The sequence below is a fragment of the Candidatus Bathyarchaeia archaeon genome, from assembly GCA_041447175.1.
Classification (GTDB): Archaea; Thermoproteota; Bathyarchaeia; order Bathyarchaeales; family Bathycorpusculaceae; genus JADGNF01.
Map to the genome: position 1 here is coordinate 1,176,217 of CP166960.1, position 15,192 is coordinate 1,191,408.

Sequence of the window (15,192 nt, forward strand, 5' to 3'; positions counted from 1 at the left end):
GCAATATAAGTTTTCCGTATAAAAACCTCCCGCACAAACACCCAAAACAGGAAAACCACGCACTTTAATCAGCCAGAAACACAAGTTGCATTCGCCCAAACAGACACCCCACGCGCATCCAAACAATGAATCGACACCGGCAAACCACTCAAAGTTGCATTTTCCGCCGCAAAAAACACTGCGCAGGCGCCGTTTCCAAAGTAAACCACAGAGGGCACATCCACCGCAACCCAACCCGCAGGCGCATCCTGCTCATAATACGCCTCTAAACCACCTATCGAGGCAGGTTTACCCTCATTAGAAACACCGCAAGACAGGGTAACTTGACGACGCGTCTCATTCAACTGCACGTAGGAGCCGCTGACTTCAATTGCCGAGGTCACATTTACAGTGTAGCCTGAATTGTAACTTGAACTTAACCCCGCGGCATCCAAAGCAACATCAACAGCCATGCTTGAAACGCCCACACCGTTTGTGCCCCAAGACAAACAAACCCCCTCCGCATACGCTTGGCCAGTTACTGGAGCAAAATCCAAAGCCAAGGTTTCCCAATGTGAGTGCCCTTCAGCGGCAGCTTCAAACTGCGCCAGATTCTCCGCAAGGACTCCCGGGCTTCCTCCATTTGAAGCATTCACCAACGCACTGACAACCGTGTGCTCAACCCCCTGCTTAAGAGCCACAAACCCCAAATCGACACCAGAAGAGAAAGAGGGCGAGTTTTTTTGGATTTCATTCACGTAAACCACTGTGGAAATCAAAACAAAACCACCACCAAAGACGTGATGATAAGCACCTGCCCAGAATTACGCCGTTGCGCCGCCATTAGTTCAGCTCCGCAAGCTGTAACCGAACACGTAAACGGCGTATGTTCCGCCGCCTACACTGGCGCACAGGTAGTCCGCCGCCTCGACATGGTCACTTACCGCGCCGCCGATACAAATTGCCACACCATTTAGTGGTACCATGTCCGGGTCAAAGACGGAGAGGTTAAACCAGACCGTTGGCGAAACCACCGCTTCAAAGCAACTTTGCACCGCCGACCAGTTTCTCTGGTCCAAAAGCAATCCCAGATTCCCATCGCAATCCAAGCTTGAAAGCAGGTTAAGCGCAGAAGACGACGTAGCGCTGCCGTTTGGCTCCGAGGAGAGCCGCTGCACTGTAGGAATGAGGGTTAATGAGGAAAGCAGTAAAACTGCGGCGAAAAACGCCTCTATAACGCGTATCTGCCCTCGCTTGTCACCAAAAAAGCCGCGTTTCATTTCACAACATCTCCAAAGCGCAGTGTCAACATGCAGAGGGCACCGTCAATGGTGACGGGGTAGATATAGAGGTTGGTTTCGGAACGGGAGAAGTCTGCGCCAAAATCCAGCGGAACCTGCGGGTAAGCCACCCACTCAGCAAAGTCTGCCGTGCCGTTGGTGCCCTGCAAAACGATGATTGTGGGGCTTGCATCAGTAAAATCTGTGAGGGCATAAGAGTTGTCGGGCAGTGAGGTTAGGTTAGATTGGTAAGTGTAGCTGAACGCGCAAACCGCATCCACAGTTGCGCCAGAAACTTGAGGCGCCACAGCTAACGTGTTGTTGAGGGGCTTAAACCCAAAAACGTGAGGTTCGGCTGGGGCTCAGTAGACAGGTGACTAAACGGGAAAACTTGACAGGCAGTTATGCGTTCGTCAAAGAGGGCGCGGGCAAAAACCACAAACACTGCCTGTCCAGCTTCTGAGTTGGGCAAACTGAAAGTTGCCTCCGCTGCGCCTTGGCTGGAGGTTTCCCCAGAAAAGTCAGGGATTTTTTCACTTTGGCGTCTTCCATGTTGTGATGAGGGAAGGCTGCCAAAAAATGGATTAAGCTATTTGTGCGTCAAAAAACCTACAAATTACACAGATAAAGCAGGGAAATGCCACGGTATTTGAGCTCGACAAAATTTCGGTTAGGTTAATGTTGACGAGAAAAACTGCTCAAAATGCAGAGTCTGTATTTTTATGACACCCGTTAGCAGGTTATTTGTTTGTCTTATGCATGTTGTTATGTGTTTTTGTTATTGTGGTTGTGTGTGTTAGCTAATGTACGTACGTTAGTTTCGTGTTTAAGCGTCAGGGTTTGTTTGAACGAATTTTGAGGCGTGTGTTGAAATATGATGTTGTTGTGCACGGTTGTTCTGGTTTTGTGAAGAAATGTTTATATAAAATTTGTGTGATTGGACAATCATTTCAGCTTGTGTCGGTGAAGCAGCTCTTGCCTAAACAAGAAACAAACTGTCTCAAACAAAACCTCGATCAAGTAGACCACCAAATCCTCAACTTGCTCCAAGAAGATTGCCGCCTGAGCTTTAACAAAATCGCCGCTAAAACCCAAATCTCGGTTGGCACGGCCTACAACCGCATCAAAAACCTCGAAGCCGCGGGTTTAGTCAAAGGCTACACCGCCGTCGTGAACCCCGCAAAAGTAGGGCACGCATTAACAGCAGTTATTTTCATCCAGGTAGACGGAGAACATTTGCCCGAGGTTGAGCAGCAAATCGCCGCAGAAAACAAAGTGGTCGCAATCTATGACATAACGGGCGAGTTTGACACCGTTCTAATAGCCAAGTTCAAAGACCGCGTTGAACTGAATAATTTCGTTAAGCATTTAGCCGCTTCACCCCACATCAAACGGACGATAACCGCCGTATCCTTAGAAACCGTGAAGGAAGATTTTAGAGTCAAGCTTCCGTAAAGTCAAGAAAATCTAAAATGTGAGAAAAAAGAGAGATGTAGCCATGTCAAAAAACCCTACACGAATAACCGTTGCGTTTGATCAAACCACAGCTGCCTTGCTAGAGAAAATCAGCAAACAAACAGATATGTCACAAAGCGAAATCATGCGCCGAGCCATCAAATTCTACAATGACAACCATGAGTTAACAGACCAGAATACCCGCAAAAAAGCATACGCATACATGGATTTGCTGCTGGATGGAGAACACGTCATTTTAGATGTTGACCATTGGCTGCTTTTCCTGCAATTAGTCGAAAACAGCCCTGACGCCGACAAGTTTTGGGACGAACACCGAGAAGTAGCCCGCGCACACAAAGACCAACTGAGAAGCAAAGTCCATTCAGCCGAGGAGCTTTTGACGCGGCTTTCGATGTGTAACTTTTACCGACTAACCAAAAACTCTGAAAAAGACTTCACGTTAATCTTCGGCTCGGAATTGCCCAAAAAGTTTGTTCGCATATTTTTAGAAGAATACTTTGCCGCCATGATGATTAAAGCAGAAATCAGAGAAAACTTTACGAAGCTTAACATTTCAATAAAGACAGAGCCGAAATAAACAGGCGATAAAGAGGGAAAGTTGGTTTTTAGCCAGCGTTACTCTTCAACCATGATGAGTGTTAGGGTGGAGCGCACTTTTGGTAAGGCGCGAACGTTTCGAGTGACAGTTTCTTTGAGTTGCGCCATTGTTTCAGATTTAATCTTGGTTAAAATGTCGTAAACTCCGTATGAGAAGTAGGCTTCTTCTACGCCGGGGATGTCTTTGAGTTCACGCAAGACCTTATCTTCAAAACCTGACTCAACGTTTATGAGGACAAAAGCTCTGGGCATACGCGTTTCTCCTTTGCTACCTTAAGAAAGTTTCGGAATTAAAATATTGTGCCCCAGAGAACAAGGTTTATTGAAATCCCTTAAGGAGCACCCACGAGGCTGGTTCTTGAAAAGCCTAAGCCGCGTAGGTAGACTATGTTTTCTTTAGCCTCTACCCCTCTACGCTTTCCCTCACGTTGGTTTGGACAGGAAAAGACCCAATGAGCCCATCTGTGAAGCCAATATTGAAAACAAAACTCGCGATAACGTTCTTCTGAAGTCGTCTAAGTCACACTGTAAGAAAACTGTTTACGTGTCACTTTCCCAACAGCACAAGCAACAATAAACAAATAAACAAGCTTAGAGCTCCTGTTAAAGTGATTAACGTGTCAGAGAAAAAACGTGCCTCCAACGAAATTGAAATCGACTTCGACCGATTAGCCCGCATCGGCAGCAAACTCAACGAACTACTCACAAGAAAAACCAAAGGCACCGCCGAAGCATACGCGGTTCTGCGGTTTCTTTGTGTCTGGTATGAGGAAGATTTGGGGATAGCATTTGCACCTGACTTTGAAGCGGAACTGCACAGGGTAATCAAAGAGAACATTGAATGCCAAGACAGTGAGCTAAAGAAGCCCGCGGGCGCATAATAGTTTGTTTCCACATGTGCTGATTGATGGTTTTTCATTCAGGAAAAATTTTCAAACCTTGATTTTTAAGAGACGCAAAGTGTTTTAAGTCGAAGGTGTAGAGGCTGGCGCCATTGTTTATTGCGATAGCACCTATCATAGCGTCCGTTCTGTGAAGTGGGGTGCCATTTTTCTCAGCTTCAAGTTCAAGTCTGCTTGATAACAATGCGTCTTTTTTTGTATATTCAAAAATTGGTAACTGCAGGATTTCTTTGACAGATTTGCCATATTTGTATAAACCAAACAAAACTTCGTGTATGTTTATTACTGTAGTGCATACTTCTGTGCCACTTTCCAGAATTCGCTTAATTGCTTCATCGCCCCTCTTGGACTTTTTATCTAATATTTCAATCAGAACATCTGAATCAGCAAGAATCATCGTCTACGTTCAACTCGGGCTTCATATAACTCCGAAAGCATTTTTTCTTTGTCCGAAAATTCAACACTGCCTCTTAGCTTCAGCAGTACCCGCCTTGAATCCTGACATTCTGCGAGTCTTTCAAAAAGGTCGCTAAAACTTTCATTCTCACGTTTGAGTGACGTCAACTTATGGTAAACTTCATCCCGTATGGTGATTGTTTTAACCAAAGAATCACCAACAGATATGTGTTTAAACATGCATTTAAACACTGTGACATTTTAGCAGAGGCTATTTTGGTTTGTTGTAAGGTTCCCTAAGCAGGTTTGCCTTGAGGAAAAGCTGTTTCAGTTCCTCGTCGGTTGCCCCGTTGCGCATGGGGGTTAGGATGTCGATGAGGTTGTCGTTGCGCATCAGGCAGGGTTTTAGTTTGCCGTCGCTGGTTACCCTCATGCGGGTGCAGTGCATACAGAAGTCGCTGTTCTCTGTTGGGTGCACCACTTCCACCGTCACGTCGGGCAGGTGGTAGATGAGGCGGTTGTGCATGAGTCTGCGGGTTTCAATTTTTAGGGCGCTGTCTCGGAGCATGGCTTCTTGCTCGGTCAAAAAGCGGTGGTGCTTAGAGTAGTACTCGTTGCTCACGTTGATGGGGTCCAACTCGATGAGCTGCAAAATCACGCCCATGTCTCTGGCAAAACCAATCATTTCCGAAACGTCTTTAACGTTTACTCCGCGGAGAACGACCATATTCAGCTTAATCAGAGAGAAGCCTGCTTCGATGGCTGCTTTGACGCCTGCGAGGGCGTTTTCAAGTTTGCCGCCTGTGAGGTTGTGGTAGGTTTCAGGGTTTAACGTGGACAGGCTTATGTTGACCCGCTTAAGCCCCGCCTTACGCAAAGGCAAAGCCAACCCGTCCAGCAGCAGGCCGTTGGTGGTCATCGAAAGGTCGCGCAGCCCAGAAATCTCCGACAGCTCCTGGACCAACTCGACAACGTCGACGCGCATCAACGGTTCCCCTCCCGTCAATTTGATTCGGTAAATGCCAAGGCTGACGGCGGTTTTGGCGATGCGCACAATTTCTTGCAGGGTCATTTTTTCCTCGGAAACGTTGGCATGGGCAACTTCGCCTTCGCGGTGGCAGTAGGTGCATTTTAGGTTGCAACGCTGGGTAATTGAAATTCGCAGATTCAGAAGCGGTCTGCCGCAGTTATCCTTTAAAACCATCTTCGTTATTCCCGAGCATGCTTAACGATATGACCAACCTCGGGTGATATAAGCCGTTCGACCGCAATTTGCACAGCGTCAGGAGAACCAGGTATGCAAAACAGCGCTTTCCCTTGGGCGACGCCAGCCGCCGCGCGGGACATAACCGCCGCGGAGCCGTTCTTGTCAAAGCTTAAACGGCGAAAAATCTCGCCAAACCCGGGCAGGTTTTTCTCAAAAAACGGCGAAACCGCTTCGATGGTGACGTCTTTGTGGGTTACGCCGGTGCCTCCGCTGAAAACTGCTGCTTCGACGCCGCCGTTGTCTAAGACGCTGTGGACGGCGTGTTCAATCATGGTTTTGTCGTCGGAAACTACGCGCCGAAACATCACTGTGTGCCCCGCCGCCTTGAGCAGAGCTTCGATGGTGTCGCCTGAAACGTCGGTGGTGTCTTCGCCTTGCTGCATGGCTTGGTAGCGGCTGGTGCTGCATATGAAAACAGCGAAGGCTACTTTGCGGGGGGCATGTGCTTTGTGGGTTTTGGTGGTTTCGCTCATCAAATCACATCTGCTTAAGCTTTTTAACCACGTGAATATCTTCGATGGCGGTGCTGGGGTATTGTCCGCCTGCGTCTTTTTCGTACTGTTTAGTCATGTCCCAAACCGTCAACAACCCCGCTGAAACCGCCGTTAAAGCCTCCATTTCTACGCCCGTCTGCGCCTTCGTCTTCACGACCGCGGTGACTGCCACTTCTGTTTCGCCGACCACTTCTGCCGTCACATCCACCTTGGTGAGCGGCAGGGGGTGACAAAGGGGGATTATTTCGCTGCATTTTTTTGCGGCTAAAATCCCTGCAATCTTGGCTGTGTATAGGGGGTCGCCTTTGGCGATTTTGCCGCTGCGTATGAGGGTTATGGTGGGGGGTTTTAGCTTGATTTTTCCTGTGGCGGTTGCTTCACGAAATATTTCAGGTTTGGCTGATACGTCTACCATGGTCAACTTTGTTTCACTCCTTGAGAGGGCGGTTTCTTTTGGTTTTCAGCTTCCCAGACTTCAATTAAGTTCTGTACCGCTTTTGCTTTTGGGGAAGCTTGGTTAAATCTGTACATACGAATTCTGCCATATGTCCTTTGCTGCAAGATGCCTTCGGACTCCAAAAGCTGCAGGTGCTTGCTTGTGGTGGTGAAGTTTACGCCGATGCGTCGGGCAATGTCTGACACGTTCAATTCGCCCAGACGCTCAATCAGTTTGAGGATTTTCATCCGCGGTTTAGAAGAGAAAACTTCCTCTAACTCCACATGCTTCACCTTGCTCCGCGTTCAAGAATCAGCCTCAGCGACTTTGCCAGTTCTTCAGCTGAAACCGACGGCAAAGAAACCCGCGATGTCCGACCACGTTCCGTTGAAACCTCGGATTTCAAAATGCCCAACACTGATAGCCGCTTCATGTAGTTCCACACTTGCGTGTGGCTCACAGGGGTTTGCCCGTATTCTTCGCAGGCTACCGCGTAGGCTTTTTCAATCTCAGTTAGGGTTGCGTAGGCTTCGGCGCTTTCCAAAAAAACCTCCGCGGCGCCCAACAGGAAAAGCTGCTCATGCAGCCCTAAGCTGTCTAACTCGCTTTTCTGCAGGGTGGGAATTATGTTGGAGAAGGCTCTGCGGACGCATTCAGGGGTCACGACCTCTAAGTCTTCGGCGTTGGCGTAGGTTCCCGCGCGTCCAAGCAACTCGATGCCAAAACGTGCGTTTCCGCTTTCATCTTGCGCAAGGTCCGCCACCAACGAAACCACATCCTCAGGCACAGCGTAAGGTTCAAACGCCAGCGACACACGTTCACCCAAGATGTCTTCAAGCTCGACTTTCCCGTAACGTTCCAGACGAATTATGTTTCGTTGCAGGGTGCTTTTGGCGCTGTCGTCCAGCCTGCGGGTGGCTTCCAAGTCACGCATGATGCAGACCAATGAAATGCGTTGGGGTTTGTTTTGTCGCATCTCCTGCATCCGCGTCAAATTATAAACCGCATCCGAACCCTCGGCTTCAATGAGGCTGTCAAACTCGTCTAAAGCCAAAATCACATAGGCGTTTTCTTCGTCCAGATGTTGCAGCAGCGCCCGTAAAAGCTCCTCGGCGCCGTAGCCTCGCTGCGGAAACGTTGGCTTTAAGATTTTCATGACATGCTGCAGTATAAGCAGCAGTTTGCCTCGGTTCTCACGGCAGTTAACATGTACATAATGGAGGTTTACGCTGCGTTTATGCGCTTCCACAATCAGGTCGGAGCCGAAACGTTGGCATAACGCGGTTTTTCCGGTGCCGATTTCGCCAGTTACGATGACGCGCTGCGCCATTTTGTCAGGTATGCGTAGCAGAAAACTGAAAAACTCCGTGAGTAAGCGTTGTTCTTTTTCTCTGTGAGGCAGGCGGCGGGGAATGTAGTTTATGTCCAGTTTTGCCTCGTCTTTGAACACGCTGTGACCAAACTTCACGGTTAAACCTCAAGCTGCAGTCGTTCGCCGTCTTGTGGTGTATAGCTTAGACGCTTTTAAGGTTACGTCTAATAAATCCGTTAGGGCACTTTGAAAATCTTACGCATTTGAGAGGCTGCGCTTAAGGGTGTGGACGCCGCGTTTGCGAATTAAGTAGCCTAGATTCATAACCAAAGACAAGCCGATGAACAAGCCGCTCGAGAAAGCAAAAACATGGACACCAAAACCAAAAGGTTCAAAGTACGAAGCGGCAAAACCCAAAACCAAGAAGGTCATACCCCCAGCCAACATGTTGGATTCAGAGAGCTTCATTTAGACACCACCAAGTGGAAGGGCACTCATTGTTTTAAGAGTTCCCCCTGCTTCGAAGAAGAACCCCAAAAAAGCTGCGAAATTCCGTGTAAATGCGGTTTTGAAAGCGTGAAAAAAGGGGTTGCAAAACCGAAAAAGAGGACGCTAATGAAAGAAATCATCATAAAAACCTTTTTAAAATGCCTCTAGTACTGTTTTTTCCGTCATGATACCCAAATACTTCTTCCTAACTAAAGGCGTAGGCCGACACAAAGAGCAACTTCAATCGTTTGAGTTGGCACTGCGAGACGCAGGCATTCAACACTGTAACCTCGTCGCGGTCTCCAGCATCGTGCCCCCAGGATGCGAACTGCTTTCCAGGGAAAAAGGCTTAAAGATGGTTAGCCCTGGAGAAATCACATTTGTCGTCATCGCCCGAAACGCCACCAACGAACCCCACCGACTTGTCGCTTCCTCCATAGGCGTCGCAATTCCGTCCGGCAAAAACCAGTACGGCTATCTGTCGGAGCATCACAGTTTTGGGCAAACCGACGAAACCGCAGGCGACTACTCTGAGGACTTGGCAGCCACGATGCTTGCCACAACCATGGGCATCCAGTTTGACCCCGAAACAGCTTGGGACGAGCGAAAACAGCTTTTCAAAACCAGCGGGTTAATCATCAAAACCGCGAACATGACCCAAACTGCTGTAGGCGACAAAAACGGGTTGTGGACAACAGCGATTGCGGCAGCAGTTTTTGTTCCCCCAGAAAACGGCAAACCGCCAAGATCAGCCAAAACCGCCAAATAACCCCTACGCTTTTCTTTCTTTTAAACAAGAATTGGTATGACTAAGTTTTAAAAAAAGGAAACATTGTTTGCGGTTAAGATTTGCGCGATTCCAATATTCCGCGGCATTTGTCTGCGTACTCGCAGTACTCTAAGCATGCGGCAGTTTTGTCGGGACGCTTCCACTCCGCACCACATTCTGTGCAGACGGTGCGGTCTTCGTCACTCCAGATTTCCAAGTCTGCGCCGCAAACGTGGCATTTGATGAAGGCGGGTTTGGGCTGAAGCAAATCGCGCAGGCCAGGGCATGTCTCAGGACTCTTCACCAGGGGCTTGTCGTTAGGGCTCAACTATTTCACCTCCAACCTTTACCTCATACTCCTTGATAGGAAGCTGTTTGCCTGAAGCTGCAAGGGCTTTGTCAACGGCCCACTTTAAGCCAGTGCAGCAGGGTACCTCCATGTGGGCAACTGTTATGCCAGCGACGTTGTTTTGTTTGAGAATTTCTGTGAGTTTTTCAGCGTACGCCAGGGCGTCGTCAAACTTGGGGCAGCCGATGGCCACCCATTTGCCCTGCATGAGGGTGTCATGGAAGTTTTTGACTGCCACGGGGGCGCAGTCAGCGGCAACCAGCAACTGCACGTTTTCATAGAACGGCGCCTTCACAGGGAGAAGGCTGATTTTGACGGGCCACTGGGGCTTCTTGGGTGCGGGGCTTGTGGCGGGGGTAACTTTTTGGGCTTTGCTTTTGAGGTATTCGTGTACTTCTTGCTCGTCGAAGGCTTCTGCTTCCCGTTCCGTTATCGTTATGGCGCCTTGCGGGCAGTGCCCCAGACAGGCACCAAGCCCGTCGCAGTAGGTTTCTTTGATTATCTTGGCTTTTCCGTTTACGATTTGGAGGGCGCCCTCGACGCAGTTGGGGATGCAGTTGCCGCATCCGTTGCAGAGGGCTTCGTTTATGTTCACGATTTTTCTTTTAACCATGCGTTTTTTCTCCTTGGAGGCATTTTCCGCCTGTGGGGCAGAACTTTTCGGCGTGGTGCTCGATGGATTTTAGGATGGGGTCGAGGGTTTCGCGGTTGACGGAGTAGACGTGTTTTTTGCCGTGGTTTTCGACGAAGACTATGTTGCAGGCGAGCAGCGGCTGGAGGTTGTGGGATATCATGCTTTGTTCTTGTCCAAGCGCGGCGGCAAGTTCGGTTACGCTCATGGGTTTGGTGAGGAGTTGTTGGATGGCGGCGAGTCTGGTGGGGTTGGCGAGGTTGGTGAAGAAGTGGTGGCAGATGGTGGTTAAGCCTTTTTTCATGGTTCACGCCTTAAGTTCATTTGCATGAATACTACTTCATATGAATAACTATTCATATAAACTTGTTGGTGAACAACCAACACCACACCACCAACCTATTTGGATGCTATTAGCAATTGTATGCAGAACCTATAGAAAAACTACGCAAGGAGCGTTTAGGTTTTAGGGGTTCTAGGTCTCTTACGTTTTCACCGTTTGAATAGGGAGCAACTTTGTTTAGGTTTATTTGTGTGTTCATTTTACCACTCTTCGCTCCAATCTTCTGATTCATCCACTTCGCTTTCTGATTCACTCTGCCAATTCTCAGAATCGGCATTAATCATTGGTTCAGTTTTAACGGTTGAACTATTACCGCTTTTTTCAAAAAACTCGTTAGGTTTGACTTGTCTAAAACCGAAAACGCGGTCAAGGAATCCCCTAAGACTAAGTGTGGGCTTTGGCTTCTCTTCAGGCTTCAAATTTTTAATGTAGTCCGCTTTGATTACTTTGTTAACTTGAAATGGCTTACCACTTTGTTTGAAATCTGGACTTGTAAACGTTGAACCTTCAAAGAACCATGTTTTAGGTTGCATCTTACTGAAATCAATCTTTTGGGCTTTCTCAATTCTTCTAAGGTTTGGCGTGATGTCTTCGCTTGCCAATTTCCCAATACACGGTACTTGCTTAGACCTTATAGTTTTTGAGAAATCGGTTAAGCGTTGAGATGCTGTATAGAATGCTTCTCTGTTGTTTCTTGCTTCATTAAAGACCGTTAGGAATTCTTCCATTTCCAGCCTTCCAGAACTTCGGTTATTAAAACAGTCTTGAGCCTCTTCAATGAAGTAAGATATAGCGTTAGTGTTTTCGTGATTCGCTGAATCGGCTTTTTCTTGTCTCTGTAAAGCGTCTAAGTAGTTAACTATGGTTCTAACAAAGAAGCCACGTTTTGAAGGCTTACGGGTTTTCAATCTAAACAGAATGTCTTTATGGGTTTCAAGTGCTAATTTAACAAGGTTCCAGTTAGCCAGTGTGTAATGTTCCATATCTTCAGTGCTTTTAAGTTCTTGACTGATAATGTCACGTTCTTGAATGGTGAACACTGGAACCTTTGAGGCACTGTAAAGCCATGTTTCGCTTCCATCATAGGCTATGCATCGGACATCAGGCTGTTTTTGTAACGTTTGGAATATGTGAAACATTAGTCTGCTTTTGCCATGACTTTTAGATGCTACAATGTGGACTCCACCAGACTTTAAGCCTTGAACTAAGAAGTCTTCAAAAGTCACGTTTTCGCTATCTTCTATGATGTTGGACTGCTTGTCAGCGTTTTTAGCGGTGTTTGGTTTGCTTGTTATGTTCTCACACTCCATTTTTATCTAAAGTATAAGGACAGGGCTAGATTTAAGGTGAATCTTCGATAAGCTTCGATTGAACCGCTTTTGTGAAACTGAAGGTTTAAATAGGCTTTTTTTGGTTTTTGGCGATTTTGAGGGTTACATATAGCCACATATGTCGTTTTTTGGGCTAAATTATTTTTAGAGCTAAAAATTTTGAGGATACACCGATTTTAAGGAAGCCTTGTTAAAGATTTTCTGTAAAGGTTTACACTGGTTTTTGGAAAAGATTTGAAAAAGGTTTAACAACTTTTTTTGGTTTGGTATGTAATAACTGTTTTGGAAAAGACGTGTTTTCTGCTACGGATTTTTCTGGGAGCACTTAAAATATTTTTCTTGGAAAGGTAGGGGGAGTTAAATTTTCTCCAATGTCGTATTTTGTATTTGAGCATCTATATGAAGCATAAACTTTCCTCTGCACGGTGGAAAATCTTCGGAAAAAACAACATAATCTATTTCATAGTCGCCTGTACCACTGATTTGATAAGCATTCAGGTATCCTGTCCAATCAAAAATAAATGGATTCAAACCCAGATATGCAACAGTGGGTGTTGAGAAGTTAATGTGTAGTGCGTCCAAATATCTGACGGCTTGAGGAACAATGGACACTGTTTCTTTTATGACTCCCCTCCATTTTAATTCTACAAGTTCAAGGATTCTTTCATTTCCAGTTGCAAGGTTTCTAATGCGTTCAATATATGCAAAGCAATTTCGAGCGATTTTGTCTTTGTGCTTGTTGACAACCTTTATGTGGTAATATCGTCCAGCTCCCACTTGTGGTGCATCCGCATTTTCATAATTATTTTCATCCCTATCGAGACCAAGCTCGTTTCTCCATTTGGGGTTCCAATTTCGTTCTTTTACTTTCTGCGAAACAAGGTTTGGCAGACTTTTAAAATCAGTAAAAGGAATGCAATTTGTTTGAATAAATTTGAGAAGACCATCATCTTTCTTTACACTTTCTTCTTGAAAAGCCAACACTTCATAATCTTGAAAGGTAGCAATAGCTAATTCCTGATGTGAAAACAATGAACCTCTATACACACCAGTATCTTCGAAAGAATGTTCCTTGAACAATTTTTCCCTTTTGAAGTCTATAAACAGAAAATATTCTGAAGAACGAAGCTTCGTGAAAATGTTTTCTTTAACACCTCTAAGCGTTTGTTCAGTTACAGCGATATATGGTTCAAAACCCATTTCTATTAACTTGTCTCTAATTTTCTCAGCGATTTCGACTTCTTGTGAGTCTTTTCTTTGCCCACAACTAATGAAAACTCTAGCTTTTTTACTCATTTTTTCCACTAATGGGCTATTTCTAATCTTATTTAGGTTTAAGTTTTTGCATTAGAAAAAGTGAAAAAGTTCGGTAAAAGAAAAATTTTTTAAGGTGGCAATTTTAATCAGCGTTATTTCTTGATTAAACTAGGTATTTTTATATGTATATCGCCACAGAACAATTTTTTCATGGTGCTCCGCATTTTGGACATTTATGTGTTTTGTTTAGGTCAAAAGTGGTTTGACAATACTTACAGATTTTGAAATTGCTATCAGTCAGCGGATTGATTTCTCCACTGAGAGCTTTTTCCTTGTAAACCTCTTCAGTCATGTAGCTTGTGCATTTCTCTGCTTCTTTACCGTCTTTTAGGCTGAAACCAAATTTGGCGCAGTAAACGGATGTGAATGTAATCATTTTTGGGTTTGGCATAAACAACCCAGTGTCTATTACCTCACTGTTACTGTATGACCTGTAGTAATGGCAGTTTTCGCATAAAGTCATTTTTTTCCTGTTTTCTTCCCACTCTCTTATTGCCTGTTTAACGCATTCTGGATGCAGCTTTTTTCCTTTCCATTCAGGGTGGATTTCCGTTGATACCCATTTTTGCACACGAGCAATAAAACCGAAACCTTTTCCGCACTTGGGGCATTTTCCACTCATGATTTCCACGGGGCTTCTGTTTGTAGCTATTTTCTTTTTATAATTTGCGTTTTTGTTACACCAAATTGCTGACCATTTTAGTGTTTCAAAATACATAACTCGCGTCACAAGCTTGTTCACTAAATTGTGTCCTAAATGTTGGAAAGCGAAAGCAAGCTTGTAAACAGACCCACTCAGACGGCGGGAAAACTCTACGACAAATTCTACATTTACATACCTGCTGAACTATCCAAAGACAGCGCATTTCCCTTTAAGGCTGATGAAAAAGTAAAAATCAAAATAGACGTAAAAAACAAACGGCTAATAATAGAAAAACTGGAATAAAAGAAGTTCTTTCGTCACATATATGCACATATTATTTTTAGTATTATTCTATTGATTGTTATTGTATCTGTTATCATTAGTTATTACAGTTAAGTAATTGTCTACTATAATATTTTCAAAGTTTTTGATAACGAATCAATTAATGACAATAACTCTTCGACGTTCATTATCTTTACTGAGTTTTCTTCAGCCATTCGTTGAACTGGTTTTGGAGTGAAATTCTCTGGTCTATTCGTTAAGATTATCCATAAAATTTTTTCAGTGGGTTTAGGACAATCCCTAAACCTTGACAATCTGTCTTTCATCCAGTCTTTTTGGTATCGTTGATAATACTTCGTATGCTTGGTTTCCTCAACAAATAACTTGTGACCGCGAATTTCCATTATTAGGTCTACTCCTTTCCCTTCGTTTTGCTTCCAATCAAACGGATGTTCAGGATTATTAAAAAATATGTAATCTCCAAAACCAACTTCTCTTAATTGTGGCAACACCTCTTTGATTTCAAAATCATAACCTATTTGGCTTCGAGGCTCTAACTGGTAAGTTGCTCTAAAGTAGTTCCACCTCTCAATTTCTTGCAGAGTTAGTTGGCGATTTTGTTTAGCATATTTCAATCTTCTATATTCTAATTGTTCTGTATGACTTCTCAACTTTACACCTGAACTGAAAAGTTCAGGTGCTTGCGCTCAGGTTTTTTGAATAATAATTTTTCATTAGGAGCTACCTGATAGAAAAAATTAGAATGTTGTGGTTATGCGTTCACGCCGATGCTTCTCAGCATCACGATAATGTTCTTTTCTGGCTGTTACTTCGATACCTTTTATCTCTTCGATTGTTACCCTAAATCTTACCCCATCTCTAATGCCAATCTGTTTCAA

At 45.2% G+C, this 15,192-nt stretch carries 25 protein-coding genes; 5 read left to right on the forward strand and 20 right to left on the reverse strand.

Going from position 1 to position 15,192, the window contains the following annotated elements; translation table 11 throughout:
• Positions 1-68 precede the first annotated feature (68 nt).
• The 4 genes from ACBZ72_06135 to ACBZ72_06150 all read right to left on the reverse strand — a co-directional run bounded on the left by ACBZ72_06135 (position 69) and on the right by ACBZ72_06150 (position 1,731).
• Positions 69-758 (reverse strand): hypothetical protein, encoded by a 690-nt coding sequence (locus ACBZ72_06135; GenBank protein XES78449.1) that lies wholly within the window; start codon positions 756-758, stop codon positions 69-71.
• A gap of 69 nt (positions 759-827) precedes the next feature.
• Positions 828-1,259 (reverse strand): hypothetical protein, encoded by a 432-nt coding sequence (locus ACBZ72_06140; protein XES78450.1) that lies wholly within the window; start codon positions 1,257-1,259, stop codon positions 828-830.
• On the reverse strand, positions 1,256-1,567 hold the full coding sequence (locus tag ACBZ72_06145) for a hypothetical protein (protein XES78451.1): 312 nt from the start codon (positions 1,565-1,567) through the stop codon (positions 1,256-1,258). Before ACBZ72_06145 ends, ACBZ72_06140 begins: the two co-directional genes overlap by 4 nt.
• 2 nt (positions 1,568-1,569) lie before the next feature.
• On the reverse strand, positions 1,570-1,731 hold the full coding sequence (locus tag ACBZ72_06150; GenBank protein XES78452.1) for a hypothetical protein: 162 nt from the start codon (positions 1,729-1,731) through the stop codon (positions 1,570-1,572).
• A 503-nt stretch (positions 1,732-2,234) separates the two neighbouring features.
• On the opposite strand from ACBZ72_06150, the gene ACBZ72_06155 reads away from it, so the two are divergent.
• Positions 2,235-2,714 (forward strand): Lrp/AsnC family transcriptional regulator, encoded by a 480-nt coding sequence (locus tag ACBZ72_06155; GenBank protein ID XES78453.1) that lies wholly within the window; start codon positions 2,235-2,237, stop codon positions 2,712-2,714.
• A gap of 43 nt (positions 2,715-2,757) precedes the next feature.
• The gene (locus tag ACBZ72_06160) at positions 2,758-3,312 is read left to right on the forward strand and encodes a ribbon-helix-helix protein, CopG family (GenBank protein XES78454.1); all 555 of its coding nucleotides are present in this window, start codon (positions 2,758-2,760) and stop codon (positions 3,310-3,312) included.
• Positions 3,313-3,350: 38 nt separating this feature from the next.
• On the opposite strand, the gene ACBZ72_06165 is transcribed toward ACBZ72_06160, so the two are convergent.
• A complete protein-coding gene (locus ACBZ72_06165) occupies positions 3,351-3,584 on the reverse strand; it encodes an Lrp/AsnC family transcriptional regulator (protein XES78455.1) in 234 nt (77 codons plus the stop codon).
• Between the two features lie 365 nt (positions 3,585-3,949).
• Between ACBZ72_06165 and ACBZ72_06170 the strand changes: the two genes are divergently transcribed.
• Positions 3,950-4,213, forward strand: a complete 264-nt coding sequence (locus ACBZ72_06170) for a hypothetical protein (protein ID XES78456.1) — start codon at positions 3,950-3,952, stop codon at positions 4,211-4,213.
• A gap of 34 nt (positions 4,214-4,247) precedes the next feature.
• On the opposite strand, the gene ACBZ72_06175 is transcribed toward ACBZ72_06170, so the two are convergent.
• From ACBZ72_06175 to ACBZ72_06210, 8 genes are all read right to left on the reverse strand, one after another.
• Positions 4,248-4,631 carry a type II toxin-antitoxin system VapC family toxin gene (locus tag ACBZ72_06175; GenBank protein ID XES78457.1) on the reverse strand — a complete coding sequence of 128 codons (384 nt, stop codon included), beginning with the start codon at positions 4,629-4,631 and terminating at the stop codon, positions 4,248-4,250.
• Positions 4,628-4,870 (reverse strand): antitoxin VapB family protein, encoded by a 243-nt coding sequence (locus ACBZ72_06180; GenBank protein ID XES78458.1) that lies wholly within the window; start codon positions 4,868-4,870, stop codon positions 4,628-4,630. The genes ACBZ72_06175 and ACBZ72_06180 overlap by 4 nt, the downstream gene beginning before the upstream one ends.
• Positions 4,871-4,901: 31 nt before the next feature.
• Positions 4,902-5,834, reverse strand: coding sequence for a GTP 3',8-cyclase MoaA (moaA, locus tag ACBZ72_06185; GenBank protein ID XES78459.1), 933 nt, complete (start codon positions 5,832-5,834; stop codon positions 4,902-4,904).
• Between the two features lie 5 nt (positions 5,835-5,839).
• Positions 5,840-6,370, reverse strand: a complete 531-nt coding sequence (locus ACBZ72_06190) for a molybdenum cofactor biosynthesis protein B (protein XES78460.1) — start codon at positions 6,368-6,370, stop codon at positions 5,840-5,842.
• A 4-nt stretch (positions 6,371-6,374) separates the two neighbouring features.
• Complete coding sequence (gene moaC / locus ACBZ72_06195) at positions 6,375-6,806, reverse strand: cyclic pyranopterin monophosphate synthase MoaC (protein ID XES78657.1); 432 nt, start codon at positions 6,804-6,806, stop codon at positions 6,375-6,377.
• A gap of 2 nt (positions 6,807-6,808) precedes the next feature.
• Complete coding sequence (locus ACBZ72_06200; protein XES78461.1) at positions 6,809-7,111, reverse strand: ArsR/SmtB family transcription factor; 303 nt, start codon at positions 7,109-7,111, stop codon at positions 6,809-6,811.
• Between the two features lie 5 nt (positions 7,112-7,116).
• Positions 7,117-8,295, reverse strand: coding sequence for an ORC1-type DNA replication protein (locus ACBZ72_06205; GenBank protein ID XES78462.1), 1,179 nt, complete (start codon positions 8,293-8,295; stop codon positions 7,117-7,119).
• Positions 8,296-8,394: 99 nt separating this feature from the next.
• Positions 8,395-8,607, reverse strand: a complete 213-nt coding sequence (locus tag ACBZ72_06210) for a hypothetical protein (protein ID XES78463.1) — start codon at positions 8,605-8,607, stop codon at positions 8,395-8,397.
• 205 nt (positions 8,608-8,812) lie between these two features.
• On the opposite strand from ACBZ72_06210, the gene ACBZ72_06215 reads away from it, so the two are divergent.
• Positions 8,813-9,397 (forward strand): pyruvoyl-dependent arginine decarboxylase, encoded by a 585-nt coding sequence (locus tag ACBZ72_06215; GenBank protein ID XES78464.1) that lies wholly within the window; start codon positions 8,813-8,815, stop codon positions 9,395-9,397.
• A 73-nt stretch (positions 9,398-9,470) separates the two neighbouring features.
• Here ACBZ72_06215 and ACBZ72_06220 read toward each other — a convergent pair whose 3' ends face one another.
• From ACBZ72_06220 to ACBZ72_06245, 6 genes are all read right to left on the reverse strand, one after another.
• Complete coding sequence (locus ACBZ72_06220) at positions 9,471-9,725, reverse strand: phosphohydrolase (GenBank protein XES78465.1); 255 nt, start codon at positions 9,723-9,725, stop codon at positions 9,471-9,473.
• Complete coding sequence (locus tag ACBZ72_06225; protein XES78466.1) at positions 9,715-10,359, reverse strand: ATP-binding protein; 645 nt, start codon at positions 10,357-10,359, stop codon at positions 9,715-9,717. Before ACBZ72_06225 ends, ACBZ72_06220 begins: the two co-directional genes overlap by 11 nt.
• Complete coding sequence (locus tag ACBZ72_06230) at positions 10,352-10,681, reverse strand: ArsR/SmtB family transcription factor (GenBank protein ID XES78467.1); 330 nt, start codon at positions 10,679-10,681, stop codon at positions 10,352-10,354. The genes ACBZ72_06225 and ACBZ72_06230 overlap by 8 nt, the downstream gene beginning before the upstream one ends.
• A 239-nt stretch (positions 10,682-10,920) precedes the next feature.
• Positions 10,921-12,030, reverse strand: a complete 1,110-nt coding sequence (locus ACBZ72_06235; protein ID XES78468.1) for a hypothetical protein — start codon at positions 12,028-12,030, stop codon at positions 10,921-10,923.
• A gap of 378 nt (positions 12,031-12,408) precedes the next feature.
• Positions 12,409-13,347, reverse strand: a complete 939-nt coding sequence (locus tag ACBZ72_06240; GenBank protein XES78469.1) for a hypothetical protein — start codon at positions 13,345-13,347, stop codon at positions 12,409-12,411.
• 169 nt (positions 13,348-13,516) lie between these two features.
• Positions 13,517-13,990 carry a hypothetical protein gene (locus ACBZ72_06245; GenBank protein ID XES78470.1) on the reverse strand — a complete coding sequence of 158 codons (474 nt, stop codon included), beginning with the start codon at positions 13,988-13,990 and terminating at the stop codon, positions 13,517-13,519.
• A gap of 135 nt (positions 13,991-14,125) precedes the next feature.
• Here ACBZ72_06245 and ACBZ72_06250 point away from each other — a divergent pair, with 135 nt between their 5' ends.
• Positions 14,126-14,314, forward strand: coding sequence for a hypothetical protein (locus tag ACBZ72_06250; GenBank protein ID XES78471.1), 189 nt, complete (start codon positions 14,126-14,128; stop codon positions 14,312-14,314).
• A gap of 104 nt (positions 14,315-14,418) precedes the next feature.
• Here the strand turns inward: ACBZ72_06250 and ACBZ72_06255 are convergent, their stop codons facing one another.
• On the reverse strand, positions 14,419-14,964 hold the full coding sequence (locus ACBZ72_06255) for a hypothetical protein (GenBank protein ID XES78472.1): 546 nt from the start codon (positions 14,962-14,964) through the stop codon (positions 14,419-14,421).
• Between the last annotated feature and the right edge of the window lie 228 nt (positions 14,965-15,192).